17 protein-coding genes are annotated in these 17744 nt (G+C 39.7%); 1 reads left to right on the top strand and 16 read right to left on the bottom strand.

Features of this window, described 5'->3' with window-relative positions:
* Positions 1 to 101 precede the first annotated feature (101 nt).
* The 12 genes from AC5NT5_RS19340 to AC5NT5_RS19285 all read right to left on the bottom strand — a co-directional run bounded on the left by AC5NT5_RS19340 (position 102) and on the right by AC5NT5_RS19285 (position 7732).
* Entirely contained in the window at positions 102 to 1340 is a 1239-nt protein-coding gene (locus AC5NT5_RS19340) for a uracil-xanthine permease family protein (protein WP_182681634.1), read from the bottom strand.
* Positions 1341 to 1350: 10 nt separating this feature from the next.
* A complete protein-coding gene (gene upp / locus AC5NT5_RS19335; protein ID WP_002958676.1) occupies positions 1351 to 1980 on the bottom strand; it encodes a uracil phosphoribosyltransferase in 630 nt (209 codons plus the stop codon).
* A gap of 145 nt (positions 1981 to 2125) precedes the next feature.
* Positions 2126 to 3082, bottom strand: a complete 957-nt coding sequence (locus AC5NT5_RS19330) for a phosphotransferase (RefSeq protein ID WP_494513826.1) — start codon at positions 3080 to 3082, stop codon at positions 2126 to 2128.
* 270 nt (positions 3083 to 3352) lie between these two features.
* A complete protein-coding gene (locus AC5NT5_RS19325; protein ID WP_024591717.1) occupies positions 3353 to 3835 on the bottom strand; it encodes a hypothetical protein in 483 nt (160 codons plus the stop codon).
* 124 nt (positions 3836 to 3959) lie between these two features.
* Positions 3960 to 4385 (bottom strand): hypothetical protein, encoded by a 426-nt coding sequence (locus AC5NT5_RS19320; RefSeq protein ID WP_494513825.1) that lies wholly within the window; start codon positions 4383 to 4385, stop codon positions 3960 to 3962.
* 87 nt (positions 4386 to 4472) lie between these two features.
* Complete coding sequence (locus AC5NT5_RS19315; RefSeq protein WP_024591715.1) at positions 4473 to 4697, bottom strand: hypothetical protein; 225 nt, start codon at positions 4695 to 4697, stop codon at positions 4473 to 4475.
* A gap of 115 nt (positions 4698 to 4812) precedes the next feature.
* Positions 4813 to 5058, bottom strand: coding sequence for a DUF6868 family protein (locus tag AC5NT5_RS19310; protein ID WP_182671167.1), 246 nt, complete (start codon positions 5056 to 5058; stop codon positions 4813 to 4815).
* Positions 5059 to 5163: 105 nt separating this feature from the next.
* Positions 5164 to 5850, bottom strand: coding sequence for a hypothetical protein (locus AC5NT5_RS19305; RefSeq protein ID WP_494513824.1), 687 nt, complete (start codon positions 5848 to 5850; stop codon positions 5164 to 5166).
* A gap of 122 nt (positions 5851 to 5972) precedes the next feature.
* Complete coding sequence (locus AC5NT5_RS19300; protein ID WP_182671165.1) at positions 5973 to 6269, bottom strand: hypothetical protein; 297 nt, start codon at positions 6267 to 6269, stop codon at positions 5973 to 5975.
* Between the two features lie 112 nt (positions 6270 to 6381).
* Entirely contained in the window at positions 6382 to 6828 is a 447-nt protein-coding gene (locus AC5NT5_RS19295) for a hypothetical protein (protein WP_494513823.1), read from the bottom strand.
* Positions 6829 to 6938: 110 nt separating this feature from the next.
* Positions 6939 to 7328, bottom strand: coding sequence for a hypothetical protein (locus AC5NT5_RS19290; RefSeq protein WP_494513822.1), 390 nt, complete (start codon positions 7326 to 7328; stop codon positions 6939 to 6941).
* A gap of 128 nt (positions 7329 to 7456) precedes the next feature.
* The gene (locus AC5NT5_RS19285) at positions 7457 to 7732 is read right to left on the bottom strand and encodes a hypothetical protein (protein ID WP_494513821.1); all 276 of its coding nucleotides are present in this window, start codon (positions 7730 to 7732) and stop codon (positions 7457 to 7459) included.
* Between the two features lie 661 nt (positions 7733 to 8393).
* Here AC5NT5_RS19285 and AC5NT5_RS19280 point away from each other — a divergent pair.
* On the top strand, positions 8394 to 9362 hold the full coding sequence (locus AC5NT5_RS19280; protein ID WP_494513820.1) for an integron integrase: 969 nt from the start codon (positions 8394 to 8396) through the stop codon (positions 9360 to 9362).
* A gap of 186 nt (positions 9363 to 9548) precedes the next feature.
* Here the strand turns inward: AC5NT5_RS19280 and AC5NT5_RS19275 are convergent, their stop codons facing one another.
* The 4 genes from AC5NT5_RS19275 to AC5NT5_RS19260 form a co-directional block, all read right to left on the bottom strand.
* Positions 9549 to 11804, bottom strand: coding sequence for an acyl-CoA dehydrogenase (locus AC5NT5_RS19275; RefSeq protein ID WP_149603631.1), 2256 nt, complete (start codon positions 11802 to 11804; stop codon positions 9549 to 9551).
* A gap of 339 nt (positions 11805 to 12143) precedes the next feature.
* Positions 12144 to 13172 carry a zinc-binding dehydrogenase gene (locus AC5NT5_RS19270; RefSeq protein WP_494513819.1) on the bottom strand — a complete coding sequence of 343 codons (1029 nt, stop codon included), beginning with the start codon at positions 13170 to 13172 and terminating at the stop codon, positions 12144 to 12146.
* Between the two features lie 10 nt (positions 13173 to 13182).
* Complete coding sequence (locus tag AC5NT5_RS19265) at positions 13183 to 14595, bottom strand: TolC family protein (protein ID WP_149593040.1); 1413 nt, start codon at positions 14593 to 14595, stop codon at positions 13183 to 13185.
* On the bottom strand, positions 14588 to 17740 hold the full coding sequence (locus tag AC5NT5_RS19260; RefSeq protein ID WP_149593041.1) for an efflux RND transporter permease subunit: 3153 nt from the start codon (positions 17738 to 17740) through the stop codon (positions 14588 to 14590). The genes AC5NT5_RS19265 and AC5NT5_RS19260 overlap by 8 nt, the downstream gene beginning before the upstream one ends.
* Between the last annotated feature and the right edge of the window lie 4 nt (positions 17741 to 17744).

The following is a 17744-nucleotide window of genomic DNA, read 5'->3' as shown; positions in this document are numbered from 1 at the left end:
TACTAGACCATTATTATTTTTGTATATTTATTAACAAGTTAAAAAAATAGCGCATTAAAAATGCGCTATTATGGTGCAATATTTTTAACTTACGTGCACTATTAACTCTCTTGAGGCTGCGCCTTAGGTAATACAAGGTTGAGCACAATGCCTAAAATAGCGCATAAACTTACGCCCTCTAAACTAAATTGGCTACCACCAATATGCATACCGCCAATACCGCACACCAAAATAAGTGCAACAATACTTAAGTTACGTGGTGCTGTTAAATCATCGCCCGACTTAACTAATGTATTTAAACCCACTACAGCAATAGAGCCAAAAAGTAGAATCATAATGCCGCCCATTACAGGTACAGGTATAGTCTGTAAGCCAGATCCCATTTTAGCAACAAAGGCTAAAATAATGGCGATAATGGCTGTCCACATCATTACTTTAGGATTGAAGTTTTTGGTAAGCATAACTGCTCCCGTTACCTCTGAGTAAGTTGTGTTAGGCGGGCCGCCAAATAATGATGCAGCAGACGTCGCAAGGCCGTCACCAAACAAAGTACGGTGAAGCCCAGGCTTTTTCAAAAAGTCTTTATTGGTTACTTGGCTAATAGCCATCATATCGCCAATATGCTCAATTGCAGGTGCTATTGCTACAGGCACCATAAACAAAATAGCCTGCCATTTAAACTCAGGCCATGTGAAGTTTGGTACAGCAAACCACTGTGCGTTAGTCACTGCGTCAAATTGCACAACGTCCATTGCAAGCGATAAACAATAACCCGCAACAACCCCTGCCAGAATAGGTATAAGCTTAAATACGCCTTTTCCCCACACTGCAAAAATAAGCGTAACCACTAACGAGAACAACGAAATATAAATAGCGCTGTTGTAATCAATAATTTGAATACTGCCGTCGCCACTTTTACCCATCGCCATATTTACAGCAACAGGTGCAAGCGCTAAACCAATAACCATAATTACAGGGCCTACAACCACAGGCGGTAAAATTTTATGAAGCGTTGCAACGCCCTTAAACTTTACTAATAAACTTAAAAGCATATAAGCAAAGCCGGCCACCATTAAGCCGCCCATAGTGGCTGGCACGCCCCACATTTGCACAGCGGCAATAATGGGTGCAATAAAAGCAAACGATGAAGCTAAAAATATAGGCACTTGGCCTTTAGTCACTACCTGAAACAGCAAAGTACCAATGCCAGCGGTAAAAAGCGCAACATTAGGATCCAAGCCCGTTAAAAGTGGCACTAATACCAGCGCACCAAATGCTACAAACAGCATTTGCGCGCCCGTTAAAATAGTTTTTATCGAAAAGGTGTCATTATTTTGCACTTAAAGACTCCTAAACAGTACCGAATATTTTGTCGCCCGCATCGCCTAAACCAGGGATAATATAGCCCTTTTCGTTTAAGTGGCTATCTACAGAGGCTGTAAATATTTCTACGTCGGGATGTGCTGTAAGTGTTTTTTCCACACCTTCTGGTGCAGCTACTAATACAATTACTTTGATTTCTTTACAGCCTGCTTTTTTAAGCATATCGATTGTAGCAATCATTGAGCCACCTGTTGCAAGCATAGGGTCAATAACTAAGCTTAAGCGCTCATCAATATTACCAACGAGCTTTTCAAAATATGGTACTGGTTCTAGTGTTTCTTCGTTACGTTCAAGACCAACCACACTTACTTTAGCCGCCGGTAATAACTGCATAACACCGTCCATCATGCCAAGACCTGCGCGTAAAATAGGCACTACGGTAATTTTTTTACCTTTAATATGCTCTACTTTTAACTTATTGCCATCCCAGCCTGTAATTTCGTTATCTTCTAACTGTAGGTTTTTAGTTGCTTCGTAAGTTAATAAGGTTCCAACTTCAGAACATAATTCACGAAAGCTTTTAGTACTAATACCATGCGCTCGCATTAGGCCTAGTTTATGTTGAACAAGAGGGTGTGAAATAACGTGAATTGCCATGATATAAACCTACTGATACAAGAATTTGCAGTATTTTATATTAAAAAAGGTCATTTGACCTGTAGTTTTAAAGAGATTTTCATACATCGTGCCAAAATGTATTGTTTTGCTTGATATTTATGCAAGCAATCACCCGTTGTGTTTATTAAATGTTACTCGCTAACCAGCTGTTTACTTGCTGTTGCATATAACTATTTATTTTTTGGTGCTCGGGGCTCCAGCCAGCTAAAAATCGATAAAAGTCAGCCCATGCAGCAGGCCATAAAGCGAGCCAATCGTCAGCTATTTTACCTGCTGGTGCTGTAGGATGATAAGTTGTAATAGCAGCCTTTAAATTATCAAAATAATACGCAAGATACTCATCAGCGCACTCGTGTAATTGTGCATCACTTAAGCAACTGGTCATAAAATACATTACATCAATTATCCCAGAACCTGCACCTATATACTGAAAATCATAACCGAGTATTTCATCGCGCTCATTTGCTGCAAAGTTAGCAAGTTTTGCATCGCCATGAATCAGCGTTTTATACGCACAACTTTGTAGCTGCTCATCTATTTTATGTGCAGCATTTTTAATATCGGACTTTTCATTTTCGCTTGTTTTTAATTTATTAAACTCATCTGGTCGCGTGCTTAAATGCCAATAATTGCCTTGCTGCCATAACCCATTAGCGGGTTCACTTAAGTTAAACGCATGAAAGTGCGCAAGCCACTTTAATATAGCTTTAACATGTTGTGCCCCTGCTTGAGTAAACCCATGTTTGGTGAAATCCTTAAACACCAGCGCGTATTCATCGTCTTTATTAATTGCGCTTATACATTCAATACTTTGCGCATGTTTTGGTAAGTGCTGGCTATAAAGCTTATAAAAAGTGTATTCAACACTATATGAGTGCTGCTTTCTTTTAAGCGCAAATTCGCTTTGTTTAATTTTAGGATGGTGTATATAACTGGGTATTTTAATCGCTTTAATAACACATGGCTTATCATCAAGCTGGCACTGCACAATATTGCCACACCCACTCCAAAGTGATGTAAGCGTATCGCCAATTTCAATGTGTTTAAAGTGAGGTTGTAATAAAGGAAGATAAAATGCCATAGCTATATTAAGTAATTAAGTTTTTTGTAGTTTAACATTAGTGGACGTTTTTAATAAAACTAAGGCATAAGAAAGCTCCACTTGGTTTTATACAAGTTTGTATGTAAATAGTGGCCAAAATCACTATGCCACAACACTTTGATTTTGAAATTAACTGGATAAAACCATGTCTTCCTAGGTTGAGTATATTTAGGCATTTTAGCCTCTTCAAAGTGATGAGGAGGTGTCCACTAAAACGGGTGAGGAGCAATGTCCTGCTTGAATGGTTTGTTATGTAACCTTTATACCACTTTCCTCAAAAAACTTTTCTAATTTACTTTTATTAATGTTTGATAGAAAAGCAAAAGATCTAAAGGTAATACCGACTTTAGATTTAAAGTCTATTAGGTGACCCAGCGGACCAAGATTATAGGAGCGTATTTCTTGAAGTGAATCAAGTGCAATGTCATCTTTAAAAAAGCCATAACCGTAAAAGTACAACCTATTTTGATGAATTTGAAAAACAGGCTTACTTAAAGCTCTAATAGACCAAACCCAAAGGATAAAACCAACACCAAATAAAATAATCAAAGTAAAATCTAAACGATAGTTAAGCAAGCTAAGTAATAATTCATCATCGCTCCTATTACGAGCCTCTAAGAAATAAACACCTAAAAAGGTTCCTATCGGAACTCCAGGTATTACCCAGATGTACATCAAGAATGCTTTCCACATTGGATAATGTTCTGTGGACGAGTTTCTCCAGAATTTCACGATTCTTCCTTGGTTACATAACTTTTAAATAAGGGGCGCAGGCATGTGGGCTAAAATCCGAACGAAGTGAGCAGCCCACATGTTTGTGCCCCAGCCCGCGCAGCGGGCGAACTTAATTTTTTTGTTATACGTTTGATTGAACAAAAAACTGCCTCATGCCAGTGCTATAGAACACATAGTACGCCCAAACAGCTATTATTGCCCCACCTATTACAACCCCAGTTAAAGAATAAAAAGACATGAAGGCAATAATAGATGCCCAGTATAAAAAAGTACCAACACGGCCAGCCCAGTGTTTATTCACTGAAGCAAAGCAAATTGCAATGATTAGTATGCTAAATAACAGAAAGCCGGGCGCCATACCTGTTAACCAAAATTCTTGATAAGTAAGGCTGCGCCCATTCAACGAATACTCTCCGTTTGGCCAAGGCCAGAAAGCAAAAAGCACCATCAGTGAATATGTAATTGAGTTGAGCATATGCTGAAACCGGAATAACTTTGGCATCCCTTTCGTTTCTTTGAATACTCTCATCAATTTATTAAAAATCATCCTTGATGCCTGTTCGACGTATAACGATTCGAATATGCGGCGCGCGCTGTTTGCGCGTCGCGCCATAATTTGTTTGTTATATGCAAATTACTCAACAGCCTCAGTAGTATTGTTTTGATTAATGTCATTTTTTAACACTAGAATGGCAATATAAATTAAACCGAGTGGCGGAATAAATGCTAATAGCACGCCTATAAATGTAGCTATTTTAGGTGTGCTAGTTTTACGTTTAGCCAAATAATAACTAAGGACACCGATAACGATCCCAGAGATAAATATTATCTCTCCTAATAGTGTTGCATTGATATTCATACGCGATTCTCCTTTTGCATATAACGCCCATTTAAGAGGCTTTTAATTGTTAGTTACAATGTGAAGCGAAGCGGAAAAAGTCCTGCTTGAATGGCTTGTTATGCTGAACTTTACACTAAACTATTAATTTTAATGCAATATACGGTGATAAGTTTAAAAGTAATATGCCTATTTTATAATTTCCCAAAAACTTAAAATACATATTTGGTAAATCAGAAGCCTCAACGCCTATAATTTTACTGTGGATATTAATCGTAAAACTTTTAAATACGATAATAAAAAACGCTGAAAACAAATAAACACCAAGATTTATTACAGTACACCAACCGAAAAAAGAAGTAAGTTCATTTACGCCAATCATTGATTATTTCTCCGTAATATTGGTTCTGCATAACGCTAAGCTTTGGGGCGGCTGGAGCGCAGCGTAAGCCATCCCAGCCACGAAAGTGGCGACAACAGCGCCTTGTTAGGTAACCATTTCGCCATGGCTATTAAAAATAAAAACCCTTTTACCTACTCTATTTTCGATAATGAAATTAGATTCTTCCCATGTACCTACAAATAACTCAAACCAAACTGTATTCCAAATTGCATTGCTAAATAAGCAATGCCTAGCCAAAGTAACACCTTGTTTATTCACTAAAGTGAAATTAACATCCATACCGCCAACTTTATGATTCAACTCGGTTATTGCTCTCAAGCTCCTTGCTTTATTCCACTTTGTCGTTTTTTTATATTCGCGTTTTAGCTCAAAATTACTCTCTAAAACTTGTTTAGAGACTGTTCTTATAACTTCAGATACCTGATCGGACAGTTCAAATCTTTTGCAAAGCACGAGCAAGGAATCTCTTACATAAAATAGAGATCGTTCATTTTTATCCTGTTCGGGAAGTTTTTTGAATTCGCTAAAATCAAAATCGCATCGACGATAAATTGCTATTCCATCTGTAGATGCTTCAGTAAAGTTTTCACCTTCGAAGGGACCAAGATAAATATTTAACTTAGATATCCCGTAAAAATCGAACTTGTTGGGTAAAAGGGTGCAAAATATATCCCGCAAGTTTTCCCAATAAGCCATCAAATACCGATTTTGAGCTAATTTCTCTTCGCTATGTTTTCCAGCGTTAATTAGTTGTACGTCTCGGAATATCATTGGTTACCTAACTTTAAGCTAAGGGGCGCAGATGCGTGGGGCATAATGGCGAAGCCGCCCCGCGTATAGGCGTCCCTGCGACCAGAGGGAGCGAGCTTGAGCGTTTTGTTAGAAGTGCCATGCTACCAACCCTCCAAATGTGTACCAACTTCTTTGCCTTTTTCGAGGTCATCCTTTGCAAGGTAGCCAAATTTGTTATGCTCATTTCGCATACTTAGCCTATGAAATGTAATGCAAAAAAGTAAATATACAAACCAGAAAAAGAATAATAATCCACTAAACAATAGTGACTTTTCTACTAAGTCTAAGCCATCCCTAAAAAATACAATCGGAATTCCAATTAGGGCAACAAGCCAAGAAATATGTAAAAAAGAGACTTTTGCAGCGGTCTTTAAAATAGTGCAGTTGTAATAAGACATTTGCAGATCCTTCTGGCACTTCTAACGCTTACATAAGCGGAAAATTATAGTTGGCTATAATGTTTGAGGAACGAAAAACAGCCAACTGTAATTTTTCCGTTTAATGTTCTTGTTATGTGTAAACTTGCTCTAAACAATTGAATTCAGAGAAAATAACTTTAAATGTAGAGCCTGAACGAAGATCTAAAACATGTTGAAATAAACCGTCAACAATAGATATTTCATGTGTTAACACATCACCATGAAATGTATCACCATAATTAAATTGGTTTTCGAAACCCAAAATTTCATAAGACTTAACATCAAAGTAGCTAAGTACAATATCTCGATCATGTTGCTGGCCAAGTAAATTTAAAACAATAGATAAGGATGGCTCAAATGGACGAACTCTATTTCTATTTTCAGCGATCGTAATCGATGTTATCCACGAATCATGAAGGGATTGCGGATGATTTAATTCATATCGCTCGCTATTTGAAGCGAATTCAAATAGCTCAGTTGGATAAGTATCCTTATTTAAATTTAGATTAGAAATATATTCGTCAAAACTAGAATTCATTCACCAAACTTCCATTTACACATAACGCCCCAAGCAGGGGATTTTATGAGTGTTTTTCAGCGAGTAAAATTCCCGCTGACTTGGCTTGTTATAAGCACATTTCATTAAAGTCATTCTACGGACTCGATTAATCGCCCAGCCATTGAAATACCAATAAGGCTAACTGGTGAATCCGCCGCAAAAACGTAAAACCAGACAGTTTGTATTTTCTGATCTATTAAACAACTTTGTCTTTTTAGGTGAACATATGCAAATTGCACTTCTTCAACAGTATATTTCTCTCGAAGGAATGAAATAACTTTTTCAGTAGCTTGACCAATTGAAATTGGTGGCTCACCAGCACCTAAGTACCAGTTAGTACGATTTAGAAAGTCATCTTGCGTAACCAAAAGCTTGTTGTCACGCCACTCAAAAGTCGGTGTTTCAACGCAACTTGGAAAGATCGCATCAGCACTTACACTAAACGAGATTAAAAATAAAAGTAGATAAAGTGCTCTCATATCCATCCGTGCTTATAACGCCAAGCTAAGCGGCAAATTTGGAGTGGACGTTTTTGTGCTAGCGTAGCGTTAAAGCACAAAAATCGGCCACGGAAAATTTGTCCTTGCTTGAGCGCCTTGTTATGCAATTATTTGCCCCGCCCAAATAGCTTAGAGATGAATGAGGTTTTTTGTGTTTTAGGTTTTGGTAATGAGAGGTTTGCATACTCTGGCACCAATGCCTTTGAACCATGATTTTCGAAATTTATGCGTATTGTTATATCGTCGGATTTAACAAACTTAAAGATTGCTTCTACTTGGCCCAATCCAAAAACAGGGTGTTCTAGTTGCATGCCCGGAGTAACTTCACCGACGCCATTAACTTCTAGGCTTTCTAGTTCATTAGCTTCCATTTTCTTGGACATGCTCAATCCTTTTTAAGTGCATAACGCTAAGCTTTGGGGCGCTAGCACGTGGGCTAAAATCCGAGCGAAGCGAGCCAGCCCACGTGTTAGCGTCCCAGCGACCGAAGGGAGTGCCAACAGCGTTTTGTTAGGCGTACAACTGAAAGTACGCAGCTTTGCTGCCACCACTAGCCGATAAGGCCACTTATTTAAATAGTTGAAATTAAGATAAAACAACCCTGTGCGAAATGCCAGATGTTAAGGACATTGCTGGATAAAAGAGCGAGTTTAGAAAGCTGGTGATACAGAATGTTGGCGTTGTGATGTTGATTAAAAGCGCGTTGCTAAAGCCGATGAAACTACCGAAAAAGCAAGCCGTAAAGACAACCTAGCGAAACAACCTTGATGCTGAAATGTCACGTCTGAACCCACATTTTAATGCTGTGAGTGAATGACGCCTAACAATTTAATAGTGCGCTCATCGCGCATATTTCTGCCAACCATACGCTCATGTATTTTATAAATCATTTTTACCAAATAACTTAACACATTGCTATATATAATTTTTTATTAGCATTCAAACTCTCAATAAAAGAGAAAATGCGCTCGCCGCTCATTTTCTTGAATATGTGTGCATCACAACTATACTGTATATAAAAACAGCGCCATTATTGGTAATAGTATGAAAACACGTTCCCCATTTTTAAATTATATAGCCGATTATATGTTAGTACGTCAGTATTCATTACGCACCGTAGATACCTACCTAAGATGGATTGCATCTTATATCCATTTTCATAATAAACGCCATCCCGCCTCAATGGGGGACAATGAAGTCGAACGCTACTTAGAACATTTAGTGTTAAAGCAAAACGTTGCACCACGTACGCAAGCCACCGCACTCAATTCATTGTCATTTTTATACAAGCACATAATAAAAAAAGAACTCTCATTAAATTTAAATTTTGCCCGTAGTAAAAAACAAGCAAAGCTCCCTGTAGTGATGACCCCAGAGGAAGTTAAAATGTTGATGGCTCATTTAAATAAGCGCTATTATTTAATTGCAGCCCTTATGTATGGAAGTGGCTTAAGAGTAATGGAAGCGGTGCAATTAAGAGTAAAAGATATTGATTTTGATTATAAATGCATTCAAGTATGGAATGGAAAAGGTAATAAACACCGCATTGTTACGCTGGCCACAGAGCTAATTCCTATGCTGAGAAATCAAATTTTGAACGTTGATGACTATTTAAAACTGGATTTAAATAATACTAAATATTCTGGCGTATGGATGCCATATGCTTTAACAAAAAAATATCCAAGTGCCGCAAAATCGCTTGCGTGGCAATATTTATTTCCTTCTCATATATTAAGTTCAGATCCTCAAAGTGGTGAAATAAGGCGACATCATTTTCATCACTCTTGTATTAGAAAAGAGATTAAAAAAGCCGTCCAAAAATCAGGGTTAACAAAAATAATAACACCTCATACATTAAGACACTCTTTTGCTACTCATCTACTGCAAAGTGGCGCCGATATAAGAACTGTTCAAGCTCAGCTTGGCCATTCTGATGTTAAAACTACACAAATTTATACCCATGTACTACAACAAGGTGCTAATGGTGTTATTAGCCCTTTTTCAAGATTATAAGCGTCTCTTTTTAATCCTCTAAGCATACATACTCACTTTCAAACCAATACCGTCATCTACTTTAAATAACACATAAAAAAGCCCCGCTTGTTTTTACACAAGCGGGGCTCCACACTAATTTTTTACTCAAAAATAAAAGCGCCGATACTGCGGGCGCTTTGCATCATTGAATATAATTACTTTAGCTTACTGATTAACTACGCTTTTAAGCGGATTAATCGGCTGTGCGTTATCGTCTAGTATGTTCATATCAAAATCGAACTCATCTACACGAATCGCTTTTTCACGTTTGATGTTGTAATCAATTAACTGAACGTGTTCAGCTTGCGTGATTACGTTTGCCGCTAATGCGTTATCAAGTGTAATGTTAAAACGTGCACCTGGCTTAATTACTTTAGCACGTAATGCTTTTTTAACTTTAGCCAGCTCGCCAAGTGATGCCATTTTAGCTTTGTAAGCTTGCTCATTAATATGATGGCCATCGCCCACTACTGGTTTAACTAAATGCGTGATTTGCGCTTTAAATGCGGTATCTAGCTGAGCTTGCTTAGCTAGTTCGCGGATTAAATCGTCGCTAATTTTTGGCATTTTAGTTGAGTAGTTCATTGTAATGAAACGAATAAACTTACGTGTACCACTTGCAGGGAAGTTATCTAAAAACTTATGCAATGCTTCTTCAGCACTTTGTAGTGCAAAACGAGTCGCGTAATGGAAATACGGCGCTGCTTGCTCACGGTCACTACTTGATACTTTTTGCTCGTAGTATTTAATTGATGCCATAGCTGCATATAAGAAGCTCATTACATCGCCTAAACGTGCCGATAGCATTTCTGCTTGTTTTAACTTACCGCCAAGTACCAGTAACGAAAAGTCTGCGTACACTGCAAGTTTTGCAGATAATTTATGTACTGCTTTTTCGTAGTCACGTACTTCTGGTAATTCAGAATTAGCACTTGCTGTAAATGGTAAAACACCAAGGCGGAAAGCACGTAAGCTGTTTGCTGTGCTGTAGCCGATTGTTTTACGCAAAATGCCGTTAAATTCTTTATCTGCGCCTTTGTCTTCACTGTGAATTGACTCAACCATAGATTGTAAATATGGGTGACAACGCATAACACCTTGACCAAAGATCATTAGGTTACGTGTAAGAATGTTCGCGCCTTCTACCGTAATGGCAATCGGCTGAGCAACATAACCGCTTGCTAATGTATTTTGTGGACCGTTTTGAATCGCTTTACCTGCTTGAATATCCATTGCTGAATCAAGCACGTCGCGACCAAGCTCTGTCATATGGTATTTAGCAATTGCGGTTACTACTGATGGTTTTAAACCCATGCCTAAGCCTTCAGTTGTAAGTACGCGCATTGCTTCTTGTAGGTATGTTTTACCTGCAATGTCGGCTAGTTTTTCTTGAATACCTTCAAACTGACCAATGGCTAAACCAAACTGTTCACGCACTGCTGCGTATTCAGATGCTGATTTAAATGCAACTTGTGCTGTACTAACACCTAGCGCAGGTAATGAAATACCACGGCCAGCACCTAAACAGCTAACCAGCATTTGCCAACCACGGCCGATGTTTTTCTGTCCACCAATAACAAAATCCATTGGTACAAATACTTTGTTACCACGTGTAGTACCGTTGTAAAAACGAATACCCATTGGATCGTGGCGATTACCAAGCTCTACACCTGGGTGCTCTTTAGGAATAAGTGCACAGGTAATGCCTAGGTTTTCTTTACCACCTAGCAGACCATCAGGGTCAACTACTTTAAATGCTAAACCAAGTACGGTAGCAATAGGTGCAAGTGTAATGTAGCGCTTGTCCCAGGTAATTTCTAAACCAAGGACTTCTTCGCCGTTGTACATACCTTTAGTTACTTTACCAACATCAGGAATACCACCTGCATCAGAACCCGCTTCTGGGCTTGTTAATGCAAAACATGGAATGTCTGTACCATTTGCTAGGCGTGGTAAGTAATGTGCTTGTTGTTCTTGCGTACCAAAGTGAAGTAATAACTCACCTGGGCCTAACGAGTTAGGAACCATTACGGTTACCGCAACTGCTGAGCTTTTAGTCGCAATTGTGCCAACAATGGTAGAGTTTGCATAAGGGCTAAACTCTAAACCACCAAACGACTTAGGAATGATAAGCGAGAAAAAACGCTCTTTTTTCAAAAATTCTAAGATGTCATTTGGTAAATGAATGCCGTTTTGAATCACTGAATCGTCAATCATGCCCAATAGCTCTTTTACTGGACCGTCTAAGAATGCTTGCTCGTCTGCGCTTAATGTAGCAGCAGGTACGTCGCGCAATGCACTGAAATCAGGTTTACCTTGGTAGATAGAACCTTCAAGCCATACATCACCCGCGTCTAGCGCTTCTTGTTCTGTGATAGAAATACTTGGTAATACTTTTTTTAGTTTTGTACGTAAACTCATGATTGAACTCATCCGACCAGCTAAATAATACCTACATTACGTCATAAAAAATCGTTTAGATCAATTACTCTATTCAATTAATTAACAGTTTTTTCAATTTATTTTCTTTACCTGAACGTAAACTGTTGAAACACAAAGGCTTGCAGTTGTACGCTCAAAAAAAGTATTTTGACTAAAATGATGAATAAAACAGCAAAAGCTCTAGCGCTGTATCTATTTTTTGATGGGCATAAAAAAACGCAGCACAAATAGGCTACGTTTTTATTCAATTTGTAGAGGCTAGATTATCAGCTAATCTAGCTAAAACTACTTAAATTTAAATCACATTGTATAAGCGCTTCAGTTAGCAACTTTAACAATTTGCTTGCCGGTAAAACCACCAGCAAGTTGTTTATTAAGCGCTTGCGATACTGACTCAGCACTAAAGTCTACGGGCGTTATTTCAGGGTGTTTAATGTCGCCACTAACAGCCCCTTCAAGTAACAGGTTGCCCATAAAGCTCAAGCGTTGTTGTGCACATAAACTATTAGCAAGCCATGCACCACCAATCGATACAACGCTAATATTGGGCGCTCGGTGATACATTAAGTCTTGATCAAAACAAGGGAGTGGATTTAAGCAGGCAATACGTCCGCAAAAACGCATTAACTCAATATTACGCTGAGTACACTCACCACCTATCGTATCAATAACCGCATCAAAGCCTTGCGGGCCAAGTTCTCTGCGGATTTTTTCGCATAGCTTTTTATCGCTATAGTCAAAAACCACATCAGCGCCTAGCTGCTTAACCAACTTATGGTTACGCTTTGATGCCGTGGTAAATACATCTGCACCACGCTGCTTTGCATATTGAATAGCAAACTGCCCTACCGCTCCGGCTCCGCCTTCAATAAAAATAGTATCGCCTTCACTAATACCTATTTTATCTAAGCTAATAAGTGCTGCCATACCGGCGCATGGAAGTGTTGCTGCAATGGCCGGATTTAAACCGCTTGGCACAACCGACACTGCAAAGTTAGGTACCTTGGTGTATTCGCTCAAAGCACCTTGCTCACCAATGTTGGCATGCCACATAACGCGCTGGCCAACATTTGGAAACACACCTTTATTAGCTTTAACCACAACACCTACGGCATCTAAGCCTAAAATGTGTGGATACTGCCATTTACAAAAGCCTGTTTTAGCAAATTGACCATCAACTGGATTTAAACCAACGTACTCTACTTTTACAAGCAGCTCGTTATCTGCACAAATAGGAACAGGCAGCTCAGCATCCGCTAAGTCAATTGCTTCATTTGGTTCTGGCAGTACAATAGCGCGCATTGTTTGCGGGATAATGTATTCATGTAAATTTTCAGTATTTGGCATCAATATAACTCTACTTATTAGTGTCGTTTAACGCATAACTCCATTGGCCATTAAATGACTGGTAAGCATTTACTTTGGCAAGCAGTGAAGAAATTGTTGTTTCAACAGCATTTTCTTGTGCTATTAAAACATCCTGGCGCGCATCTAACAACTCAAGGTAAGGAATTTGACCTTCTTCGTACATTGCTTGTGCTTGTAAAAATGCTTTATTAGCAAAGTCATAGCGTTCATCGGCAAAGCGTTTTTGCTGTGCTTGATTGACCAACAATTGCAGTGAAAGTTCACTTTCACTGAGTGCTGTTAATACTACTTGTTGATAATCGCTGTAAGCGGCTTCACTTAAAAACTGCTGCGCGTCGCGCTGTGCTAATAATGCTGGGTAGCTTAATAACGACCATTGCAACTGCGGCGCTACTTGCCACTGTTGATCGGTATTTTTTAAGCCTGTGCTGTCTATACTCACAACCCCTGCAAATGCAGATAAGCTAATATCGGGTAATAACGCTTTGCTAGCTGCAACGCTTAAACTATTTGCTTGGCTAAAATCAAACAGCGCGCGGCTAATATCAGGACGCAATGCAATGGCATTATTAGCGTTTTTTAGTGCAACGCTAAAGTCACGTTCAAGCACGCCTTGCTCGTTTTCAATAGCAATATTTTGCGCTAGCTTACCGCTTAGTACTGCAAGCGCAGATAAGTCGCTGTATTTTGCATACTCAATGGCAGGCATAAGTGCTTGTTGCTGCCTAAGCTGCGCCATAGTACGGTTTAAATCAAGCTCGTTAGCGACACCTTCATCAACTCGTGCTTGCAAAACGTCAATACTTTGCTCAAGGGCTTCTATTTGAAGCGCTACAATGTGTTGTTTTTCAACATTACCCTGATAGCTCACAAAGCCTTTAACAACTGACGATACTACTTCAATTTGCAGTAAACGCACTTGCTCTGCTTGGCTCATGGCCGATGCATTTGCAGCATCAACCAACGCCGTTATGCGACCAAATAAATCTAGCTGCCAATCAAGTGCAACGTTTGCACTTGATTGGCGGTCAAACACGCTTGGTGCATCGCTTCGAGCTGCGCCAACATTTACGCCACCTTGCGGAAGGTACTGGGCTTTTTGCTCTCCTAATCGCGCTAATGCGCTTTTAAGTGTTAGCTGGCTTGTTTGCAAATTATAGTTATTTGCAAGCGCGCCAGTAACAAGCTCATTTAGTTGATCAGAATTAAGCTTTTTCCACCAGTTTGTTTCATCAGCAACGCTAACGTTACTTGCAATATTAGCTTTAGCGACAAAATCGTTAACCGCTTTTTGCTCGCTCATGGTGTCTATTTTACTCGCACACCCTGCTAAAAACGCAGCGACTAATACCGCACTGACAGTTAGACTTGTTTTAAGTCTTTTTTGCATTAATTTAGTCATGAGTATTCTCCTGCGCTTTCTCTTTTTTGTTAGTCACTAGCATATAAAATACCGGCGTAAACAATAGGCCAAACACGGTTACACCTATCATGCCTGAGAATACTGCGTTACCCATTGCGTGTCGCATTTCGGCGCCTGCACCGGTGGCAAGTACTAACGGTACAACACCTGCTGTAAATGCAATCGACGTCATTAATATTGGGCGCAAACGCATACGACATGCCTCAAGTATTGCCTCTAAGTGCGATAAGCCTGAGTCGTGTCTATCTTTTGCAAACTCAACCATCAATATCGCATTTTTAGAAGCCAACGCAACCAGAACTATGAGCGCTATTTGGGTGAATATGTTGTTGTCAGAGCCAACAAACCACACACCTAACAAGGCTGAGAAGATAGTCATAGGTACAATTAATATAATTGCCAGTGGTAAACGTAAGCTCTCGTACTGCGCTGCAAGTACCATAAATACAAGTAATACAACTAACGGGAATACATAAACCATGGTGTTACCGGCAAGTACTTGCTGGTATGTTACTTCAGTCCACTCATACTCAATACCTGTTGGTAGTGTGTCTGCGAGTACTTTTTCAATAGCAACTTGTGCCTGATCAGAGCTATAACCTGGCGCTGGGCTACCATTTAACTCTGCACTTGGGTAACCGTTGTAATGCATAACACGGTCAGGACCAATTGTTGGTGTTACTGTTAATACAGAGCCTAATGGCACCATATTACCTGAGCGGTTACGTACTTTTAAATTAAGTATTTGATCAGGGTCTAAGCGGTAGTCAGCATCAGCCTGTGCATTTACTTGGTAAGTACGGCCAAACATATTAAAGTCATTTACGTACACAGAGCCTAAGTAAATTTGCAGAGCATTAAATACTTCATCAAGTGGAATACCTTGAATAAGCGCTTGCTCACGGTCAATATCAATATCCATTTGTGGAACTTGGATACGGAAACTTGAGTACAGGCCCATTAATGCAGGGTCTTGTTGCGCTTTACCAATAACGGCTTGCAGACTATTAAATAGTGCTTCGAACCCTTTATTAGCCCTGTCTTCTATTTGCAGTTTAAAACCACCGGTAGTGCCCAAACCTTGAATTGGCGGCGGTGGAAATACCGCTACAAATGCCTCATCAATGGCAGCAAAGCGTTTATTCAACTGCGCCGCAATCGCCATCGCTGATTGGCTCGGGTCGGTACGTTTGTCAAAGCTTTCAAGTGGTGTAAATACAATGCCGCTGTTAGGGCTATTGGTAAAACCGTTAACCGATAAACCTGGGAATGCGACAGTATTTGCAACGCCTGGTACTTCTAGTGCAATTTGTTGCATTTGAGCAAGTACGTCTTCAGTACGATCAAGGCTTGAAGCGTCAGGTAACTGCGCAATAGCCACTAAATACTGTTTATCTTGCTGCGGAATAAAGCCACCTGGTACGGTATCAAATAACTTAATTGTGCCGCCAACAAGTGCAATGTAAGCCACCATTACAACAACGGTCATACGGATTAGTTTTTGTACCAGTTTTTCGTAGCCTTTTGCACCACGATTAAATACGCGGTTAAATGGTTTAAATAACCAACGACCAAACAATTTATTAAGTAAACGCGTGAACGCATCTGGTTTTGCATCGTGCGATTTTAGTAACAATGCAGCAAGCGCTGGCGATAACGTTAATGAGTTAAACGCTGAGATAATCGTCGAAATTGTAATCGTAAGGGCAAATTGCTTATAAAACTGACCTGATAAACCGGTAATAAACGCAGTAGGAATAAATACAGCACTTAGTACTAATGCAATGGCAATAATAGGGCCTGTTACTTCGCTCATTGCAACGCGGGTTGCTTCAAGAGGCGATAAACCATTTTCGATATTACGCTCTACGTTTTCAACAACTACAATCGCATCGTCTACAACAATACCTATGGCCAATACTAAACCAAACAACGACAAGGTGTTAATTGAGACACCTAACCACTGCATTACAGCAAACGTACCAATGAGTGAAATAGGCACGGCAATTAACGGAATAATTGATGCACGCCACGTTTGTAAAAATACAATAACAACAATAACTACCAGTACAATTGCTTCAAGCAAAGTGGCAATTACCGCGTCAATTGAGCCGCGAACAAATACTGTAGGATCGTACACAATGTCGTATTCAACACCGGTAGGGAAATCTTTAGATAAGCGCGCCATTGTTTCGCGTACTTGATCAGAAAGCTCAATAGCGTTTGAACCTGGGCGTTGGAATATTGGCATTGCAAGTGCTGGTTGGTTATCAAGCTCAGCACGCAGTGCGTAAGTGTCTTGGCCTAAATCAACACGGGCTATATCAGATAAACGCGTTAACTGACCTTCGTCGCCTACTTTAATAATAACTTGTTCAAATTCTTCAATACTGTTTAAACGACCTTTAACGTTTAACAATATTTGAAATTGATTGTCGTTTGAAATAGGTTGCGCGCCTAAGCTACCTGCAGCAACTTGCTGGTTTTGCGATCGAAGCGCTGTTACTACATCTGTTGCTGTTAATTCGCGTGCAGCAAGTGCATCTGGGTTAAGCCATACTCGCATTGAGTATTTACCGCCACCGAATAAGCGAATATCACCTACGCCTGGTAAGCGCGCAATTTCATCTTTAATGTTTAAATCAGCATAATTAGATAAGTAAGCTGTGTCGTGCGTTTTTTCAGGTGAATATAAATGCACTACCATGGTTAAATCGGGTGATGACTTTTCAGCCACAACACCTAAACGTTGTACTTCTTCTGGCAAACGTGGAAGTGCACTGTTTACACGGTTTTGAACTTGTACTTGAGCACGGTCTAAATCGGTACCTAGCGCAAAGGTTACCGTTAGTGTCATACGGCCATCACTGGTACCTTGCGAAAACATATATAACATGTTTTCAGTGCCGTTAATTTCTTGCTCCAGCGGTGTTGCCACTGTTTGCGCAATAACGGTCGGGTTAGCACCCGGGTAACTTGCAGTAACAACCACTGTAGGAGGAACTACTTCTGGGTATTCACTTACTGGTAGTTGGAATAGTGATATGCCACCAGCAATTAAAATAACCAACGACAGCATGGCCGCAAATATTGGGCGCTGTATAAAGAAATGCGAAAATTTCATCAAT

This window comes from Pseudoalteromonas sp. J2K-J599, assembly GCF_059295115.2.
The sequence above is the reverse complement of the archived record's forward strand: the minus strand, read 5'-3'. Positions and strand labels throughout refer to the sequence as shown.